The organism is Primorskyibacter aestuariivivens, assembly GCF_028023675.1.
Lineage (GTDB): Bacteria > Pseudomonadota > Alphaproteobacteria > Rhodobacterales > Rhodobacteraceae > Marinovum > Marinovum aestuariivivens.
On the sequence record NZ_JAQIOZ010000011.1, the window covers coordinates 136,450 to 156,022 of the forward strand.

At 62.2% G+C, this 19,573-nt stretch carries 17 protein-coding genes; 10 read left to right on the forward strand and 7 right to left on the reverse strand.

All coding sequences use genetic code 11. From position 1 onward, the window contains the following. Positions 1–15: 15 nt before the first annotated feature. The 4 genes from PGB28_RS12945 to PGB28_RS12960 all read right to left on the reverse strand — a co-directional run bounded on the left by PGB28_RS12945 (position 16) and on the right by PGB28_RS12960 (position 4,514). Positions 16–1,614 (reverse strand): N-acyl-D-amino-acid deacylase family protein, encoded by a 1,599-nt coding sequence (locus PGB28_RS12945; RefSeq protein ID WP_271421930.1) that lies wholly within the window; start codon positions 1,612–1,614, stop codon positions 16–18. A 10-nt stretch (positions 1,615–1,624) separates the two neighbouring features. After that, positions 1,625–2,914: a TRAP transporter large permease gene (locus PGB28_RS12950; protein ID WP_271421931.1), complete on the reverse strand. Its 1,290-nt coding sequence runs from the start codon at positions 2,912–2,914 to the stop codon at positions 1,625–1,627. Beyond that, entirely contained in the window at positions 2,911–3,450 is a 540-nt protein-coding gene (locus PGB28_RS12955; protein ID WP_271421932.1) for a TRAP transporter small permease, read from the reverse strand. The genes PGB28_RS12950 and PGB28_RS12955 overlap by 4 nt, the downstream gene beginning before the upstream one ends. A 65-nt stretch (positions 3,451–3,515) precedes the next feature. Beyond that, positions 3,516–4,514, reverse strand: a complete 999-nt coding sequence (locus PGB28_RS12960; protein WP_271421933.1) for a TRAP transporter substrate-binding protein — start codon at positions 4,512–4,514, stop codon at positions 3,516–3,518. Between the two features lie 108 nt (positions 4,515–4,622). On the opposite strand from PGB28_RS12960, the gene PGB28_RS12965 reads away from it, so the two are divergent. The 6 genes from PGB28_RS12965 (at position 4,623) to PGB28_RS12990 (ending at position 10,729) form a co-directional block, all read left to right on the forward strand. After that, the gene (locus PGB28_RS12965; RefSeq protein WP_271421934.1) at positions 4,623–5,564 is read left to right on the forward strand and encodes a LysR substrate-binding domain-containing protein; all 942 of its coding nucleotides are present in this window, start codon (positions 4,623–4,625) and stop codon (positions 5,562–5,564) included. Between the two features lie 12 nt (positions 5,565–5,576). Continuing rightward, entirely contained in the window at positions 5,577–7,205 is a 1,629-nt protein-coding gene (locus tag PGB28_RS12970) for an amidohydrolase (protein WP_271421935.1), read from the forward strand. Between the two features lie 2 nt (positions 7,206–7,207). After that, complete coding sequence (locus PGB28_RS12975) at positions 7,208–8,089, forward strand: CobW family GTP-binding protein (protein ID WP_271421936.1); 882 nt, start codon at positions 7,208–7,210, stop codon at positions 8,087–8,089. Between the two features lie 86 nt (positions 8,090–8,175). After that, positions 8,176–9,840 (forward strand): DUF6504 family protein, encoded by a 1,665-nt coding sequence (locus PGB28_RS12980; protein ID WP_271421937.1) that lies wholly within the window; start codon positions 8,176–8,178, stop codon positions 9,838–9,840. 71 nt (positions 9,841–9,911) lie between these two features. Next, positions 9,912–10,241, forward strand: a complete 330-nt coding sequence (locus tag PGB28_RS12985; protein WP_271421938.1) for a DUF2794 domain-containing protein — start codon at positions 9,912–9,914, stop codon at positions 10,239–10,241. A 128-nt stretch (positions 10,242–10,369) separates the two neighbouring features. Then, positions 10,370–10,729, forward strand: a complete 360-nt coding sequence (locus tag PGB28_RS12990) for a hypothetical protein (RefSeq protein WP_271421939.1) — start codon at positions 10,370–10,372, stop codon at positions 10,727–10,729. A 71-nt stretch (positions 10,730–10,800) separates the two neighbouring features. On the opposite strand, the gene PGB28_RS12995 is transcribed toward PGB28_RS12990, so the two are convergent. Beyond that, positions 10,801–12,063, reverse strand: coding sequence for a glycosyltransferase (locus tag PGB28_RS12995; RefSeq protein ID WP_271421940.1), 1,263 nt, complete (start codon positions 12,061–12,063; stop codon positions 10,801–10,803). A gap of 154 nt (positions 12,064–12,217) precedes the next feature. Between PGB28_RS12995 and leuS the strand changes: the two genes are divergently transcribed. The 4 genes from leuS to PGB28_RS13015 are packed head-to-tail and all read left to right on the forward strand — an operon-like array spanning position 12,218 to position 16,934. Then, positions 12,218–14,809 carry a leucine--tRNA ligase gene (gene leuS, locus PGB28_RS13000; RefSeq protein WP_271421941.1) on the forward strand — a complete coding sequence of 864 codons (2,592 nt, stop codon included), beginning with the start codon at positions 12,218–12,220 and terminating at the stop codon, positions 14,807–14,809. Between the two features lie 16 nt (positions 14,810–14,825). Further along, on the forward strand, positions 14,826–15,290 hold the full coding sequence (gene lptE / locus PGB28_RS13005) for an LPS assembly lipoprotein LptE (RefSeq protein ID WP_271421942.1): 465 nt from the start codon (positions 14,826–14,828) through the stop codon (positions 15,288–15,290). Beyond that, entirely contained in the window at positions 15,287–16,312 is a 1,026-nt protein-coding gene (gene holA, locus PGB28_RS13010; RefSeq protein ID WP_271421943.1) for a DNA polymerase III subunit delta, read from the forward strand. Before lptE ends, holA begins: the two co-directional genes overlap by 4 nt. 28 nt (positions 16,313–16,340) lie before the next feature. Continuing rightward, on the forward strand, positions 16,341–16,934 hold the full coding sequence (locus PGB28_RS13015; RefSeq protein ID WP_271421944.1) for a glutathione S-transferase family protein: 594 nt from the start codon (positions 16,341–16,343) through the stop codon (positions 16,932–16,934). A gap of 20 nt (positions 16,935–16,954) precedes the next feature. Here the strand turns inward: PGB28_RS13015 and PGB28_RS13020 are convergent, their stop codons facing one another. Together PGB28_RS13020 and PGB28_RS13025 are read right to left on the reverse strand one after the other, a co-directional pair. Next, entirely contained in the window at positions 16,955–17,161 is a 207-nt protein-coding gene (locus tag PGB28_RS13020; RefSeq protein ID WP_271421945.1) for a DUF1127 domain-containing protein, read from the reverse strand. 123 nt (positions 17,162–17,284) lie between these two features. After that, the gene (locus tag PGB28_RS13025) at positions 17,285–19,225 is read right to left on the reverse strand and encodes a tetratricopeptide repeat protein (protein WP_271421946.1); all 1,941 of its coding nucleotides are present in this window, start codon (positions 19,223–19,225) and stop codon (positions 17,285–17,287) included. Positions 19,226–19,573 lie beyond the last annotated feature (348 nt).

Below are 19,573 nucleotides of genomic sequence, written 5' to 3' on the forward strand. Positions count from 1 at the left end.
CCGACGGCTTCGCGCCTAGTTGAACTCCCGGAGCACGCGGCCCGCATTGGTATCGGTCCGCTGCCCGTCCCGCATGGACAATTGCCCATTCACCAGCACATGCGCAACGCCGCTGGCATAGCGCCGCGGGTGTTTGGCGGTGGCGTTGCTGGCGATGTTGGCCGGATCAAAGACGCAAATATCGGCATGGAAGCCCGGTTTGAGCTTGCCCCGGTCGGGCAAGCCAAGCCGCTTGGCGGGGATAGACGTGATCTTGCGCAGCCCCTCGGGCAGCGACAGGATCTGCCGGTCGCGCACGTAATATTGCAGGAAACGCGCCGCCCAGCCATAGCCCGACAGCGATCCGATATGATCTTTGAGCACCCCGTCATTGGCAATGGCCACGGTGTCCGAGATCACCGCGCATTCGGGCTGTTCCAGACACAGGTCCACGTCAGAATCGCGAAAGCTCTTGGAGGACCACATGCAGCCCATCAGGTTGTCACCCTCTTCCAGAAGGATATCGAGCACCACGTCATAGGGGTGGCAATTGCGCATGCGCCCGATCTCGGCAAAGTCCGCGCCCACGATATCCTTGTTCACCGTGGCGTTGAGCAGGACGATATCCTCCCATTTCCCGGCCTTCACGATCAGCCACATGGGTTTGGGATTGGCCTTGATCTTTTCGCGCATCTCGGGATCGGCGAGGCGTTTGAGCACATCCTCGATGCTGCCCGCCTGCGCCCATTTCGGCAGGATCGCCGCCATCAGCGTGTGGTTCCAGTCATGCGGGATCACGTCAAAGGCGATGTCGACATCGTGCCGCCGGGCCAGCTCGATCATTTCCAGCGTGTGGTTCATGGCATAATCCGGCGCGCCGAACTTGGGCTGGATATGGCTGATCTGCAGCTTGGTGCCTGATTGGCGGGCGGTTGCGATGGCCTCGGCAAAGCCCAGATCATACTCGGTGTCGCGATTGCGCACATGGGTCGCATAAAGCCGCCCGTGGCTGGCTGCGACCTCGCACATGGGCACCAGATGGTCAGGCGCAGCGAGACTGCCGGGGAAGTATTCCAACCCAGAGGAAAAGCCCCCCGCCCCCTCTTCCATGCATTGATCGACCAGCTTTGCCATTTTGGCGATGTCCTCGGGCTCGCCCGGGTCAAGCTCGTCGCCCATGACCGCGCGATGGATCGTGCCGTGACCGACAAAGGCCATGACATTCACGCCCAGCGCGCTTTCATCCAGCGCGTCGAGATATTCGCCAAAGCCCAGCCACGTCTTGTGCCTGGCCTTGTCGGTGTACCACGGCGCGACCTTGCGGATCGCGTCATGGGACAAGACCGGGGCGCAGCTGATCCCGCATTGGCCGATCACCTCGGTGGTGACGCCCTGATGCACCTGGCTCTCAGCGCGCCCGTCGGCGATAAGGGTAAAGTCGGAATGGGTGTGCATGTCGATAAAGCCGGGCGACACGACCAGCCCCGATACGTCAATCACTTGGGCAGCGTCCTCGGTCGGGATATCCGCCGCGATCTCGGTGATCATGCCGTCCGCGATGCCGACATCTCCGATATAGCCCGGGGTTCCGCAACCATCATGCACTTCGCCGCCCTTGAGGATCAGATCGAACATGGTGCCTTCCTTACTTGGCGATCCCATAGGCCCAGTTTGGCAGGAACAGCGTCAGATCCGGGATCAGGATCAAAACGATCATGCCGATGATATAGGCGAGGATGAATGGCAGAACCGCCACGGAAATCCGCTCGATCGAGATGCCGGAAATGCGTGCTGCCACGGTCAGGTTCGCGCCCAGTGGCGGGGTCAGAAAGCCGATTTCGCAGGTGATCACCGTGAACACGCCAAACAGGACCGGATCAATCCCCAGCGAGGTGACCAGCGGCAGGAACACAGCGGTGAACAACACGATCTGTGCCAGCGATTCCATGAAGGTGCCGATGAAGATGTAGAAGATAGCGATCAGCAACAGCACGAGGAACGGGTTCTCGGTCAGCGAGGTGATGCCCTCCTGCACCGCAGTCGGCACATCGTAGAACGCGGTCAGCTGCCCAAAGGCCAGCGTCGGCGTCAGCAGGATCAGGATACCGGTCAGCAGCGCGGTAAAGCGGAGCGCGTCGATCAGCTTTTGCAGGGTCAGTTCGCGGTAGATCACGAGGCCCACAAAGAGCGAATAGAACACCGCCACGCCCGCCGCTTCGGTGGGCGTAAAGGCCCCGCCATAGATACCGCCGAGGATCAGCACCGGCGCGCCAATGGACCATTTGCCATCCCACAACGCCTTGAGAAACGGGGCCCAGGTAAAGGCCGCGCCGTCGCCGCCATAGCCCCGGCGGCGGGCGATGATATAGGTGGTGATCATCAGAAGGATCGTGACCATAAGTCCGGGCAAGAGCCCCGCAAGGAACAGGCGCGGGATCGAGGTTTCCGACACCAACCCGTAAATGATCATAAGGTTGGACGGCGGAATGAGACTGCCCAGCGCACCGGCGCTGGCGGTGATGGCGGCGGCAAAAGGCACATCATAGCCTTCGCGCTTCATCGCCGGGACGGTGACCGATCCGATGGCCGCCGTGGTTGCCGGGCCAGAGCCGGAGAGCGCCGCAAAGAGCATGCAGGCAAACACCGTCACCAGCCCCATCGAGCCGCGATAGGCACCCACCAGAGTGGTGGCGATGCCGATCATCCGGCTGGCCATGCCGCCGACCTCCATCAATCGGCCAGCCAGCACGAAAAGCGGGATCGTCAGGAGCGGGAACGGCGTCAGGCTGGAATAACCTGTCTGCGCCATCAGCGTATAGGGAATGTCGATCAGGTAGAGCGCCAGAAGCGTCGTCATCCCGACCGAGACAAAAAGCGGAATGCCCATGATCGTGAGAACGACAAAGGCAATGGCAAGGATCAGAAGCGGGCTCACAGCGGGTGCTCCTGTTCCTTGGTCGTGGCGTCCAGTTCCTCGTCCAGCATGCCGGGCAAGCCATTCGCGCCATCCTGATACCAGTGCCAATAGGTCTCGATCAGACGGATCAACATCAGGGCGTAGCCGATGAACAGGATGGTCTGGGGGTAGAACTGGTTGATCCCGAGGCTTGGGCTGACGGATGGGAATTTCCACATCACGGTCAGGTAATCCCAGCTGATCCGCAGCATGAACACACAGAACAAGGCCCACAGGATATCGGCGGCAAAGATCACGAACCGCCCCATCCGGTCGGGCAGCGCCTTGACGGCCACCACAATGCGGATGTGAAAGCGTTCGCGCACGCATAGCGATGCGCCCATATAGACCGCCCAGACCATGCTGACGGCGGCGACCTCTTCGGTCCAGTGCAGGGCCACTTCAAAGACATAACGGGCCATGACCTGTGCGAACACGCTGATCGCAATGATCACCAGCGCCGTGCAACAGATCAGTTCCTCGAAATGGCGGGCAAGCCATTTAATGCCGGTCATCGGGACATTCCATTTCTGGGGCGTGTGACAGGCCGGGAACCACGCCCCCGGCCTGCGCCACGCGCTTATTCAGCCGCGTCGCGGATCATTTGCAGAAGATCGCGGAAGTCTTCGCTGCGTTCAGAGGCAAAGGCGTCCTGCACACCCTTGGCGGCAGCCACGAATTCGGTCTTGTCGGGGCGGGTCATCGCCATGCCACCCTCGGTCGCAAGCCATTCGCGCACTTCCTCGGTTTCGCTTGCCACCTCTTCGGACCACGCGATGCCCGCATCGATGGCTGCGCGCGTGATCTCTTCGCGGTGCTCATCGCTCAGACGCTTCATGAAGTGGTCAGAGGCGAACAGCGGCGAGAAGGCCACGAAATGTTCAAGGATCACAAGATGCGGTTCAAACTCGTAGAACTTCATGTCGCGGATAAAGGAGGTGCCGTTGTCACCGCCGTCGACCGTTCCGGTCTGCAGGGCGGTTGGCGTTTCGGACCAGGCCAGCGGAACGGGGTTTGCCCCGAACGCCTCGAAGGTCGCGATCATCACCTCGTTCTTGGGAACCCGGATCTTGAGCCCTTCCATATCCGCCATGGTGTTGACTGGACGGACCGAATTGTAGAAATCGCGGTAGAGCGCCGGACCAAAGGCCAGCAAATGCACGCTGGTATCGGCCTGCAGCTTGGATTTCATGAATGCGCCAACCTCACCGTCGAGGACACGTGCAAGGTGCTCTTTGTTCTGGAAGATATAGGGCAGCACGGTCACATCCATCAGCGGCCAGTGCGGCGATACGTTATTGGCGGTGATGAAGAATCCATCCACCGTGCCAAGCTGCATCGCCTTGAACGCTTCATCCTCGGTCGCGATCTGGTTGCAACAGCGCAGCTTCACGTCCACTTCGCCATCGGTGTATTCCTCGGCCAGGCGCTCAAAATGCGCGCCGAACCGGCCATAGATCGACGCTTCGGGCGCGCCAAAGCCGACATTCATGGTCACATCAGCCGCAAGGGCCGTTGTTGCGGATGTGGCCATTGCGGCCAAGGCAAGCGCAACGGATTTCAGGCCTTTCGATGTCATGGGCAGTCTCCTTGTTGGGGTTTTTCATTTTTTTGTTCCCAGAGGTAAGCACAGGGCATATTGCTTGTATAATATCAAAAACTTTTGAACTGATACCAAACAAGCATCATGCGTTTCGATCTGAGACATATCCGATGTTTCGTTGCCGTCGCCGAGGAATTGCATTTCCGGCGCGCGGCCGAACGGCTGGGCATTGCGCAACCGGCCCTGAGCCGGACCATTCGCGATCTGGAAAACGATCTTGGCGTCGTGCTGTTCGAACGGTCGAACCGGTTTGTTGAAATGACCAAGGCGGGGCATGCCTTTCTCGAACATGGTCGCAGAATCCTGAGCGCGGTCGAATTTGCCGTGGACAACACCCGGCAGGTCGCCGAGGGCAAGATCGGCTCGCTGCGCATCGGCTACACGGACCTTGCCATCATCGGCAACCTGTCGCTGCTTTTGCGCGCCTTCCGCGAGGCACAGCCGGATATCGCGCTGGAAATGCGAAACGAGGTGTCGATCCAGCAACTCCGCGATATCGACGACGACCGCCTCGACATCGGCTTTGTGACGGGGCCGTTCAATCACGCGGGCTATGATCAGTTGACGGTGTCGACCGAGGCGTTCGCCTGCGTCGTGTATGACAGCCATCCTCTGGCGCAGCGCGACAGCGTGCATGTCTCCGACCTCGCCAACGAGGATTTCGTGCATGGAACCGAGGCCGAATGGGAGGTGTTTTATTCCCATCTCCTGCCGATGTGCCACCGCAACGGGTTCGCCCCCCGTATCGTTCAGCAGGCGACCACGACAATCGGCATTCTCGGGCTGGTCGCAGCGGGCGTCGGCATCACGGTACTGGCCGATAATGTTGGAACAGCCATGCCCGCCGGTGTCAAATTGTTGCCAATCCGCAAGGCCGGCAGCGCGCTGGAAACCGTGGCGATCTGGAAACCCGACCGGATGGAAAGACCCAAGCGCCTGTTTGTCGACGCGATGCGAGCGGCGAAGGGTGAAACAGCAAAGACCGCGCCAATTCCCGCGCGCGGGACACCCCAAACAACCAACTGACCCGGAGGGCACATGTCGGAGATAACCGTATTCGAAGCACGCAAGATCGTGACCATGGACCCGAACCGCCCCGAGGCCACCCATGTTGCTGTGCGGGACGGGCGCATTCTTGCCGTGGGCGATGCCGATTGCGCCAATCAGTGGGGCACAGTCCGGCATGACAGGTCGCTGGCCGGTCACATTCTCATGCCGGGCTTTGTCGAAGGGCACGCGCATATGATGGCGGGGGCGATCTGGCAATATGCCTATGCCGGGTATCACGACCGCGTTGATCCGGACGGCCGGTTATGGCCGGGGTTGACCGATCTGGATGCCGTGATCGACGGGCTGGCTCGCTATGCCGCCGGATTGCCCGAGGATCAGCCGCTCATCGCCTGGGGCTTTGATCCGATTTTCCTGCAGGGCGAACGGCTGAACAAGAAACATCTTGACCGGATCAGCACCGAGCGTCCGGTTGCTGTACTGTTCTCGAACTTTCACCTGATGTGCGTGAACTCGGCCAGTCTTGCGCTGGCGGGCTACGACGCGGGCACCAATGTCGATGGAGTAATCAAGGGCGCGGACGGCCTGCCTTGCGGGGAGTTGCAGGAAATGGCCGCCATGTTCCCGATCATGCGGCGACTGGGCATTGATTTCCGAAGCCTCACCCAGCGCGAAGATGCGATCCGCGATTATGGCAGGGTCTCGGTCCGGTGCGGCGTGACAACGGTCACCGACCTGTTTGCGGAAATGACCGATGAGGATGTACAGGCGCTCTTGCGGATCACCGGGGACGCTTCCTTTCCGGTCCGTCTGGCGCCCGCCCTTGCGGCGATGGGCGGCACTGCTGCGGATGTCGCGCAACGGGCCTGCGCATTGAAAACGCTATCGTCTGAAAAGCTGCGTCTGGGGGCCGTCAAGCTCATGACAGACGGCTCCATTCAGGGCTGGACCGCGCGTGTGAAATGGCCGGGATATGTGGGGGGACAACCGAACGGCCTGTGGAACACCGCGCCCGACCAGATCCGCGCGCTGTGCCACGCCATGCAAGAGGCCGGGGTTCAGATGCATATCCATGTCAATGGCGACGAGGCATCAGAGGTGGTCATCGCGGCACTGGAAGACGCGATGCGCGCCCATCCATGGCCCGGCAACCGCCATGTGCTGCAACATGGCCAGATGATGGGGGCGGATCAGTTCCGGCGCTGCGCCGAACTGGGGCTCGCGGTGAACCTGTTTGCCAATCATCTGTGGTATTTCGGGGATCAGCACGCCGCCCTGACCATTGGTGAGGACCGGGCACAGCGTATGGATGCCTGCCGCGCGGCGCTGGATGCCGGGGTAGTGCTGGCCATCCATTCCGATGCGCCGGTCACTCCGATGGGGCCGCTGTTCACCGCATGGTGCGCCGCGAACCGCCAGACCATGTCGGGCCGCGTTCTGGGAGAGGCGCAGAAAATTACGGCACACGAGGCGCTGCATGCCATCACGCTTGGCGCGGCCGCGACGCTGAAAATGGATAGCGAGATCGGGTCCATCGAAACCGGCAAGCGCGCAGATTTTGCCATTCTGGGGCAGGACCCGACCGATGTCGCGCCCCAGCAGCTCAAGGACGTGCCTGTGCTGGGCACCGTGCTGGACGGGCGGGTCCATCTGGTATGAGCATGGCCCCGCTTCCGATGACGGTCATCGCCGGTTACCTCGGTGCCGGGAAAACCACCCTGATCAACCGGCTGCTGGCCGAGGACCACGGGCTGCGCCTGATGGTGATGGTCAATGATTTCGGTGCCATCAATATCGACAAGGCGCTTCTGGCTTCATCGGACGAAGACACGCTGACCCTGACCAATGGATGCATCTGCTGCACCATGGGGGCGGACCTGTTTCTGGCGATCGGGGACGCGCTCGACCGCCGCCCGCGTCCCGATCACCTGATCATCGAGGCCAGCGGCATTGCCGATCCCGGGCGCATCGCAAATGCGGCGATTGCCGAACCGGACATGTCTTATGGCGGCATCGTGACCGTCGTGGATGGTGAAAACTTCCCGATGCTGGACCGGGACGATTTGATCGCCCCGCAGCTCAGGGCTCAGGTGGCGCAGGCGGATCTTGTCCTGATGAACCGGGCCGGGGACGGGGCAGCCCCCTTGCAGGAGCGGTTGGCCATGCTCGGGGACGCGCCGGTGCTGGACGCCGGGTCGCTTCAGGATATGGGCAGGCTGTTATTCGGAATGGCCCCCCCGCCTCGTGTCGGCGCACCGGATGCCCCCCATCCTGCTTATGTGTCGTGGTCCTATCGTGGGCCAAAGACGCTTGATCATGCAGCAATTTCCGCGCGCCTGGAGACCCGGCCCCCGGGTGTGTTCCGGATGAAGGGCATTATCAATGGCACGGATGGTGAAGCCTGGGAAATCCAGGTGGTCGGCAAACAGACAGCTATCCGCAAGGCGCACCCCGGCGACGCAACGCAACTGGTGGCACTTGGCCTGAAATCCCGGCTTGATCCCGGCGAGGTCGAAACGTGGTGGTCGGACACCCCGGAATAACCTCGCCTCATGGCCCCTTGGCGGACTCGACTCGCGCTCCGCATCGCGCTAGATAACAAGAACATTTAGCGAACAAATGCCATCCCATGCCCGGTCGTCGTCTGCTGTCCCTCTGGTTTCCCCGGCTCGGGGCCGAACGCCTGTTGCGGCAGGCGCGGCGCGAGACGGGCCTGCATGAAAGCCCCTTTGCCGTGGTGCAGGACATTGGCAATACCGAGGTACTGACCTCTTTGTCCGGCCCGGCCTCTGCTGCCGGACTGTTCCGGGGGCAGTCCCTGCGCGATGCCCATGCCATCTGCGCCAGCCTTCGCACCACCCGACGCAACCCACAGGCCGAGGCCGCGTTTCTGGACGCGCTGTGTCGCTGGGCCACCCGCTTCAGCCCATGGGTCGCGGTGGAGGGCGAGGACGGGCTGATACTGGATGTGACCGGCTGCTCGCATCTCTTTGGCGGTGAGGCGGGGCTGTGCGCACAGATCGGCCATGATCTGACCGGCATGATGCTGAGCGCGCGGATCGGGCTGGCGGATTCGCGCGGCGCGGCCTGGGCGCTGGCGCGCTATGCCGGGCAACGCGGCGGGTCGGACCGCAGTGGCGATGCCATTGATCAGGAGGCCCGCGCCACCCGGTCACGCGCCGCGAAACGGCGGCATTGGGAACGCGGCGGCGCGGCACCTGCGCATCTTCAGGCCCCGACGCCGGTGGAAAAGATCGCGCCACCCGGCCAGACCCGTAGCGCGCTGGCACCCCTGCCCGTGGCGGCGCTGCGGCTGGAGGCAGAGACCGCCGCACAGCTGGCCCGGCTGGGCCTGCGCTCTATCGGTGATCTGGCCGGGCAGCCCCGCGCGGCGCTGGCCCGGCGGTTCGGCAAGGGGCTGGTGCTGCGGCTGGATCAGGCCTTTGGTGCCGTGCCTGAGCCGATCTCACCCGCACCCGCACCGCATAATTTTGCCGTGCGCCTGACCCTGCCCGACCCCATTGGGTTGGAAGAGGACATGCTGGCCGGGCTGGACCGGATGTTGCCGCGCCTGTCGCAAAAGCTGGAGGACAAGGGCAAGGGCGTGCGCACGCTCCGGCTTCAGGCGTATCGCAGCGATCACACGATGCAGGCCATCACCGTGCGATTGGCGCGGCCCTCGCATGACCCCGACCGGCTGCGCCCGCTTCTGGCGATGAAGCTGGGAGAGATCGACGCAGGCTTTGGCATCGACATGCTGCGGCTTGAGGCGGTGGAGGTAGAGCCGCTGCCCACCCGCACCCCGGTGGGCCATATGGCGGCGGGGGCGGCGGTGAATGCGCGACTGGCGGCCAATACGGCGCTGGATGACCTGATCGGGCGGCTGGGCGCACGGGTTGGAATGGAGGCGATCACCCGGCGCCACCCCGGCGACAGCCATATCCCGGAAAAGACCGAACAGGTGCTCCATGCCGCGTGGTCCGCGCCCGTGGCGGACTGGCCCGCGCCGGACCGGCCCCGCCCGCTGCTGATGTGGCGGCCCGAACCGGTTGCCGCACCGGACCACCCCACCCCGCCCGGCACATTCCGCTGGCGCGGACGCGATCTGACCCTGACCGAGGCGCTGGGGCCGGAGCGCATTTCCCCGGAATGGTGGTTGGATGACCCGCAATGGCGCTCGGGCCAGCGCGATTACTGGCGCGTCATCTGCGAACAGGGGGACAGGCTCTGGCTCTACTACGCCCATGGGGCCACGATGTCCTCGGGCTGGTTCTGTCAGGGCAGTTTTGCCTGAAACCCGCGGGAAATGCCCTGCGGAAACCGGAAACGCTTGATTTCACCGCATAGGCGCGCAACTCTTTTTCCATGAACAGCCTGACCCCGTTCCCCTCGCAAGAGGTCGTCGCGTTCCAGCGCAATGAACTCAACGTGATCCTGTCACTTTACGGACGCATGGTTGCCGCAGGGGAATGGCGCGATTACGGAATTTCCAGCCTGCGCGATGTGGCGATCTTTTCCGTCTTTCGCCGCACTGCCGAACACCCGCTCTACCGCATCGAGAAACGCCCCAAGCTGCGCCAGAAACAGGGGATGTACGCGGTGATCGGCATGGAGGGGCAGGTGCTCAAACGCGGGCATGATCTCAGATCGGTGCTGCGCGTGCTGGAACGCAAGCTGATCCGCGCGGTAGAGTAAACGGCTTCCCGGCGCACAGACCGCCCCGAAGCCCCACGGAACGCGCCCCTTTCGTCAGCCCTGACGGCAGACTTTTGGGCATGATCGTGCTACACTTCCAGAATTATAAATTGAATTTTGGAAGTGCTATGACACGTTTTTATACGGCCGCCGTCGCGGTCTGCCTTGGCACGACGCCGCAATTGGCGGCGGATGAAAACAAGGATTTCGACCTCAAGACATGGACCACCAACGAGGCTTTGGAGAGATACCGGACCGACCTGCTCGCCGCGCACCAACTGTGCAACGTCGAAGCCTCACGACGGGCGCTGACGACGGACAAGGCCCAGACCTGCAGCGAGAACTTTCTCGAACTCAAATTGTCGTTCCTGCCCGGCGCGTCCCGGGAACGCTATCACAGGCTGTCGCCTTCGACACGGAAGTTGGCGAATGAAAAAGGATATGCCGCGTATCGCGCATGGCTGTACCGGCATAGGTCGCTGGACTGAGCGCAGCTGCACCTCCCGAAGCGGGTTCGTCGCCCGGCCATGGCGCTGGAACGATTGCCGGGCGCCCAAGATCAAACCACCGGCGGGCGCGGCTCAAGCTGCATGAGGCCGTCGACCCATTCCAGTTGCCGCGGCAGGCATTTGGTCTTCAGATCGTAATTCTGCACCACGTGATCGCGCGCCCGGGCGCGCAGATGTGCCCGCAGCCGTGCATCATCAAGCAATTCACAGACCCGGTCGACGATCCCCTCACGGTCAAAGAAATCCACCAGAAGCCCGGTGGTCCCGTCTGTCAGTGCCTCGCGCACCGGCTCTGTATCGCTGGCAACGATTGGCGCACCGGCGCTCATCGCCTCCAGCAGCGACCAGCTCAGCACAAAGGGATAGGTCAGGTAAACATGCGCGCGGCTGACCTGCATGAAAGACAGGAACACATCGTAAGGCACACGGCCGAGGAAATGCACGCGCGCCCAGTCGGCGTCCGAGATCTGGCCGCGCACCTCGTCGATGAAAATCTGCTTCCACGTGCTGTCGCCTTTGGGCTTGGAGCCATAGCTCACCCCGTCCCCACCGATCAGCACCACCTGCGCTTCGGGGCGGCGTTTGAGCAGCTCTGGCAGCGCGCGCATGAAGATGTGATAGCCGCGATAAGGCTCAAGATTGCGGTTGATGAAGGTGATCACCTCATCTTCGCGACTGACCCATTGGTTTTCGCGCACCTGCAGCCGCGCGCCGGGATGGGGCTGGACCAGCCCGGTGTCGATGCCGTCATGGATCACGGAAATCCGGTCGCGCATCCCGGACGGAAAAGTATCAGCCTGAAACCGGGTCGGGCTGATGCCTGCATCGCCCACTTCGAAATGCAGGCGGTTGTTGATGTTCTTCAGCCGCAGGCGCAGCGGGTCGGTTTCGGGCGAGGCCCCGGTGAACTCGGGGTCGAAGCCGACAAAGGGATAGTCGCCCGTGTGGTAAAGCTCACAGTACAACCCCATACGCGCATCGGGCCAGACATCCTTGAGAAACAGGCTTTCGCCCCAGCCGTGATGGGTGAGGATCACGTCCGGGTCAAACCCCCGCTCCTTGAGCGCGCGGGCCGCGTTGTAACAGGAATGCCCGCGCAACAGCTTGGTCTCGAAATCCACCAGCCAGGAATGCAGCCCCTGCGCCGGTTTGAACCCGATCTTGTAGGGCAGGACATTGACGCCCTTCCATTTGGTCGGCTTTTGCACCTTGGGGGTGAGCGCGACCACCTGATCGCCGCGCGCGGCAAGCGCTGGCGCGAGGTGTTTGTACTGGCCGGGAAAATTCTGATGAATCAGGAGATACTTGGTCACTTGGCACTGCTCTTTTGGTGTTTTGCCGCGACTATAGGTCGATTTCCGGTCCCGGGCCAGCGTTGAGACCTGCGTTTTCGCGGCCCGACACTGGACGCTGGCGCGCACACGCCCTATCACGCGTCAAAGACCGTCCGACCGAAGGATATACGTGATGTCGCGCTACGATTCAGCCTCGATCGAGGCGAAATGGCAGGAGGCCTGGGACACGGCCGGAACCTTTACCGCCACGATGGAGGGCGGCAAGCCGAAATACTATGTGCTTGAGATGTTCCCCTATCCGTCGGGCAAGCTGCATATCGGCCATGTGCGCAACTACACGATGGGCGACGTGATCGCGCGCTACAAACTGACCACCGGGCATAACGTGCTGCATCCGATGGGCTTTGACGCCTTTGGCATGCCGGCCGAAAACGCGGCGATGGCGTCGGGCGGTCATCCCAAGGACTGGACCTACGGCAATATCGACACGATGGTCGATCAGATGAAGCCGCTGGGCCTGTCGCTTGACTGGAGCCGCATGTTCGCCACCTGTGACGTGGAGTATTACGGTCAGCAACAGGCGCTGTTCCTCGATTTCCTTGAGAAGGGTCTCGTTTATCGCAAAAACGCCGTGGTCAACTGGGACCCGGTGGATATGACTGTTCTGGCCAATGAACAGGTGATCGACGGCAAGGGCTGGCGCTCGGGGGCGGAGGTGGAACGCCGCGAGCTGACGCAATGGTTCTTCAAGATCTCCGACATGGCCGAGGAGCTTCTGGACGCCATCGACAGGCTGGATGACTGGCCCGCCAAGGTCAAGCTGATGCAGCAGAACTGGATCGGCAAGTCGCGCGGGCTGCAATTTGCCTTTGGGCTGATTGACGGGCCGGACGGGCATGACCGGATCGAGGTCTACACCACACGCCCCGACACGCTTCTGGGCGCGTCCTTTATCGGCATCTCGCCCGATCATCCGCTGGCCAAACAATTGGAACAGGACAACGCGGAGCTTGCGGCCTTTAACGCCGAATGCCGCAAAGGCGGCACGACCGAGGAAGCGCTGGAAAAGGCCGAGAAGAAGGGCTTTGACACCGGGCTGCGCGTGCGCCACCCGTTTGATACGGCATGGGAATTGCCGGTTTACGTGGCGAATTTCATCCTGATGGATTACGGCACAGGCGCGATCTTTGGCTGCCCGGCCCATGACCAGCGCGACCTTGATTTCGCCAACAAATACGCGCTTCCGGTGATCTCCACCTTTGCCCCGCTCACCGGCGATCATCAGTTGCCCGAAGAGGGCGGCGAAGCCTTCGTGCCGCCGAAATCCGAAACGGTACGCTGGCTCAAAGCCTTCAACTGGGACGAGGAAGCCACCGGTGACGAGGCCATCGACGCCGCTATCGCCTTCTGCGAGGCTAACGGCGTGGGTCAGGGCGTGACCAAGTTCCGCCTGCGCGACTGGGGGCTTTCCCGCCAGCGCTACTGGGGCTGCCCGATCCCGGTGGTGCATTGTGAGACCTGCGGCGTGGTGCCGGAAAAGAAAGAGAACCTGCCCATCGAGTTGCCCTATGACGAGGACGGCACGCCGATTGATTTCTCGGTCCCCGGCAACCCGCTGGACCGGCATCCAAGCTGGCGTAATTGTGCCTGCCCGTCCTGCGGCAAGCCCGCGCGGCGCGAGACCGACACGATGGACACGTTTGTGGACTCGTCGTGGTATTTCGCCCGCTTCACCGCGCCCAAGGCGGCCACGCCCACCGATCCGGAGGCGGCCGATTACTGGATGAACGTGGACCAGTATATCGGCGGCATTGAGCACGCGATCCTGCACCTGCTCTATTCGCGCTTTTTCGCGCGGGCCATGCACATCACCGGCCATCTGCCGGAGAAATCCAAAGAGCCGTTCGACGCGCTGTTCACGCAGGGCATGGTGACCCACGCGATTTACAAGAACGCGGAACGCACCGATGAGAACGGCCGCGCGATCTATCACTACCCGGCGGAGGTCGAAGAACGCGACGGCGGCACATTCGTCAAAGAGACCGGCGAGCGGATCGAGGTGATCCCCTCGGCCAAGATGTCCAAATCCAAGAACAACGTGGTCGACCCGGTCGCGATCATCGAACAGTTCGGCGCCGACACCGCGCGCTGGTTCGTGCTGTCCGACAGCCCACCGGAGCGGGATGTGGAATGGACCGCCTCGGGCGCGGAAGCCGCGTTCAAACACCTGGGCCGGGTGTACCGTCTCGCGGTCGAGGCCAGCCAGAACGAGGATGGACCGCAGGACGCCGATGAGGCTCTGCGCAAGGAAATGCACAAGTCGATCCGCGACGTGACGCTGGGCATTGAGAGCTTTGGCTTTAACGCCGCCATCGCACGGCTTTATGCCTTTACCAATGCTATCGCTAAATCCAAGGCAGGCGGCGAGGCCAAGCGCCAAGCCATGCGCACGCTGGCGCAGCTCATGTCGCCCATGACCCCGCATCTCAGCGAAGAAATCTGGGAACTCCTGGACGGTGACTGGCTGGTCGCGGACACCGATTGGCCCGTGGCGGATGAGGCGATGCTGGTCGAAGACACGATCACCATGCCGATCCAGATCAACGGCAAACGCCGTGCGGAAATCAGCGTGTCGCCCGATGCCTCGAAAGAAGAGGTTGAAAAGATCGCGCTGGCACATGAGGCTGTGCAAAAGGCTTTGGACGGCAATGCGCCGAAAAAGCTGATCGTTGTGCCGGGGCGGATTGTGAATGTGGTTGTCTGATCGACGTGGATTTCTGATGGGCGCTCTGGCGCTCTCCGGCTGCGGCTTTGCCCCGGCCTATGGTCCGGGCGGTGCCGCGCGCGGGCTTCAGGACAATATTCATATCGACGAGCCCGACACACGCGAAGAGTTTCTGGTCACCCGGCGTGTCGAAGAAAGGCTGGGCGCGGGCGGTGCATCCGCCCCCTACACGCTGGGACTGGCGGTGAGTGTTTCGGAAACGTCGCAAGGGTCAAGCTCGGACGGGGCCACGACCCGGTTCCGAATGGTTGGAACCCTGACCTATTCGCTGCGCCGGGCGGGTGAGAAAACCGCATTCGAGACCGGCACAGTTCAGAGCTTTACAGGCTATTCCGCCACCTCGTCGACGGCGGCGACACTGGCCGCCCAGCGCGACGCGCGCGAGCGCCTGATGGTGATCCTGGCAGATCAACTGGTCGACCGGCTTGTCATTGCATCGGCCGACCTGCCCGCAACATGAAGCTCAGCCCGCGCGAGGCCGGAGGCTATTTCGCCAAACCTGACCCGGGGCGCACCGGCGTGCTGATCTATGGCAACGACGCCATGCGCGTGGCGCTCAAACGGCAGGACCTGATTGCCAACCTGATCGGGCCGCAGGGCGAAGAGGAAATGCGCCTGAGCCGCATCCCGGCCTCGGAACTGCGCAAGGAGAAAACGCTTCTGACCGATGCGATCAAAGCCATCGGGTTTTTCCCCGGCCCCCGTGCCGCCTTTGTTGAGGATGCCACGGATGTGGTGGCCCCGATCATCATCGCCGCGCTGGAGGATTGGGAGCCGGGCGACGCGCAGATCATCGTGACCGCAGCGGCGCTCAAGGCGTCCTCCAAACTGCGCAAGGCGTTTGAAAACCACGCCAATGCCTATGCCGCTGCGATCTATGACGATCCGCCATCGCGCGGGGAAATCGAGGCGGAACTGAGCAAGGCAGGGCTCAGCGTGGACCGCGATGCCATGGAGGACATCACCACCCTGTCCCGCGCGCTGGACCCGGGCGATTTCCGGCAGACCATGGAAAAGCTGGCGCTCTACAAACACGGCGACTCCGTCCCCGTTTCCCCCGCGGATGTGGAGGCCGTGGCCCCGGTGTCGACCGAGGCGGAACTGGATGACATCCTGTCCATCGTGGCCGAAGCCCGCACCGGCGAGATTGGCCCAATGCTGTCACGGCTGGCGGCGCAGGGCACACAGCCCGTCGGGCTTGTCATCGCAACCATGCGCCATTTCCGGGCCCTGCACGCGGCGGCAAGCCACCCGGACGGTCCGGCACGCGGCGTGGCGTCGATGCGGCCGCCGATCTTTGGCCCGCGCCGCGACCGCATGATACGGCAGGCCCAGCATTGGGGCGCGCCGCGGCTGGATCAGGCGATCAGCCTGTTGACCGATACGGACCTGCAGCTGCGTTCTGCCGGTCAGAACGCCCCCGCGATGGCCGTTGTCGAACGGATGCTGATCCGGCTGGCCATGTTGGGTGTCAATCGTTAACCTCACTCCCGCAATTGGGAGGCACATCATGTACACAGTCATCGGCGGCGTCGCCAGCCGCGCGTTTCGCGTGCTCTGGATGCTCGAAGAGTTGGGCGCGGCCTATGAGCACCAACCCGCGGGACCACAATCGGATACGGTCAAGGCGCATAACCCGGCAGGCAAGATCCCGGTGCTGATCGACGATGGACAGGCCATCACCGATTCCTCGGCAATTCTCACCTATCTTGCCGACAAGCATCAGGCGCTGACTTACCCCGCCGGGACCTTTGAACGCGCCCGTCAGGACGCGCTGACATTTGCAATTCTGGACGAGGTGGATTCGGTGCTGTGGACTGCGGCGCGCCACAGCTTTGTGCTGCCCGAGGAAGAACGGGTCCCGGCCGTGAAAGACAGTCTGAAACGGGAATACAGCCGCAATATCGCGCGGCTGATGGATCGCATGGCGGGACCGTTTCTCATGGGCGAGATGATGACCGTGCCGGACATTATCCTGACCCATTGCGGCAACTGGGCGGTGTCAGCGAAATTCCCCGAACCCGAAGCGCGCTTTGCAGACTATCTTGCAAATATGCGAACGCGCCCGGCCTATGGACGGACGCGCGCGCTCAGGAAGCCCTGATCAAATCTGGCCTACAGCGTTCAGATGCACATCACATCGGAATAGACGTGGCGCACGATCTGTTCGCGGCGCAGGCCGATCTTGGCCAGTTCTTCGTCGCTCAGCGCGCTCAGCAGCTCCACGCGACGCGCGCGGGTGCTGTTTTCGCCGATCTTGACGAGGAAATCGCCCAGACGCTCAAAGAAGTTGCGGCTATCAAATGCGATATTCGTGGTGGCCTGTGCCATGTCTTTTCCCTTTGCGATGCGTGCGTTCAAGAAGTCCGTTTGAGGGGTATCTAGGGATCGCTGCATCGCAGCACTACCCGCAAAGAAGAAATGCCGCGTTGCAGCAGATGCATAGCTGATGGTTTAGCGCTCTGCGTGGCGTGCGGCTTCTGCGTCCTGGCCTGCCGCCGTCAGGAGCTCTGCCAATTGCGCGCGCACGCGGTCGGCGCGGGGTTCGATGGCCAGCGTGGCGAGATAGGCACGGATCGCTGCCCCATCATTGCCACGCGAGACCTCTATCTCGGCAATGAGGCGCATGGCTTTCCAGTGGGTGTCACGCTGTTCAAGCGTCCGTACCGCTTCGATATGGGCCTCGTTGATCTGCCCTTGTTCCAGCAGCATCTGTGCGAGGTTGTAGCGCGCGGTCGGATCACCCGGGAAATCCGCCAACAATTCGCGCAGGACCTCAATCGCCTTGTCGGTGCGCCCGCCCCGCTTGTAAGCAACTGCCAGAAGCGATCGCGCCGTCGGATTCACCGGATCAAGCGCCAATACGCGTTTCACCGCGTCGATTGCCTCAAGCACCCGCCCCTGAATGGTATGCGCCTTGGCCAGTGCAAGAACCGGCTCAAGCGCGTCCGTGTGAAACCCGTTGCCCAGGAAATCCTGCAGCACGTCCACCGGCGCGCGCGATTCAAAGTTTGTCACGGAGAGCGCCGCAATGGCTTTTTGCATCGTCGCTTCCGCCTCGGGGATCGAACCGGGCGGAAGAAGGTGGATCTCCTCGACCCTTGGCAGGATCTTGGGGATTGGCGACAGCAGACCATCGGGCGCGTGGCGCATGATCTTGTGGTCGGTCATCCAGACCTCAATCACGTCCTGGGTCCTGCGGGCAGGCATGTGGCAGGTGGTACAATCATCTTCCGGGCTCAGGGCCGGGTGCAGCGCCTCGGCTTCGGTCATTACGACCTGTCCCTGATCATCGGTGTCATGGCATGTCAGGCACGCTGCCTTGTAATGCGCCGCGCGCTCGGAAGGTTTGCGTTTCACATGCGGGTCGTGGCAGGTCAGACACCCCAACGCGCCCTCGCTTTCGGTGAAACAGGAGCTTTGTTCCAACCGGTAGGGATGGTGATTGATGTCAAAGCGTGTGTGCTGCGCACGTTGCCCATCGACAATGTCGAGATGGGCCAGAAAATCGGTAATCTCTTCCCCGGGCCGAAAGGAAAACTCACCCCGCCCGAAGCGCAGGCCGGAATTGACCGCCACGCTGGGTTGCATGTGGCAGCCGTAGCAAATGGCATAGAGCTGGTCACGCGGGAGCTTGCCGGGATTGACGATCTGCGCGCGGATCTCTTCGGGGCCCGCCTCACCGCTCAGCGCGGTGGCGGCATGGCGCGCGCCGGGGCCATGGCAACGCTGGCATCCGATGCCTTCGGGCATGTCATGCGGGAACATATCCGGCATGCCCGGCCGGTCCGCACCCTCAGCCAGTTCGGCATAGCCGTTGTGACAGCCCATGCAGCGCTGCAGCACCGGGCGGCGCACGCCGTAGTGATCGGCAAACTCGAACCCCGGGGCCATGCCCCATTTGCCCTCTTGCGAATACCAAGCCAGCGGCAGCTGGAACAATTCGCCATTCGCGGTCTGGTACAGGTAGACGCGGGAATGATGCCCCGATCCCATGATCCAGTCGATACGGCGCTCGAAGACATCGACTTCGGCCCCATCCGCCGCGCGACGCCAGCGGCGGAACCAATACGTATCCCCACGCAAACTGATCTGATAGATGCGCCCGCTGGGATCATGGAAGAAAGGCGGGAGCGTAAAGTCCTCGATCACCTTGTCCACGGAAGGGCGATAGAAGCTTTTGCCCATACCCACTTCGGCGAAACTCTCGGCTTTGTCCGCGTGGCAGGTGCCGCAAAGCGCGTCGGGAACATATCCAGGCGCAGCGCCCGTCGTGACGTGCACATCAAATTCCGCCAGCACGGCGCGAATATCGTCCATGTCATCGGCATGACCGGGTTGCCCGGCAAGCCACGCGACAAGCATCGCGATCAGAAAAGGCAATCTGGGGCGCATCAGAACAATCTCGGATCATCAAATACCGCTATGCTAGAGCCTTTGCCGCGCAAACTGAACCGATTTCGTTGACCTTGAGGAACGGAGCAATCAACAGGGACGGAGATGGGGACGCCGTCCCTGTTGACCTGTTGGTAAAATGGGGGCGGCCAAACGGCCGCCCCGAGCATCTGAAAAGTGACTCTTTGTATAGGCATACCCGATATTCCGGGCGGTAACACGGCGCTGTCTAGGTGTTTGATCCCACGGTTTGATGGTGTGATTTTTTCTCAGGAATTGAAGGAAGCATTATGGGACAAGTTCGTCACGGGAGCGCCACGACCACGTACGCCGTCAGAGCTGCAATAC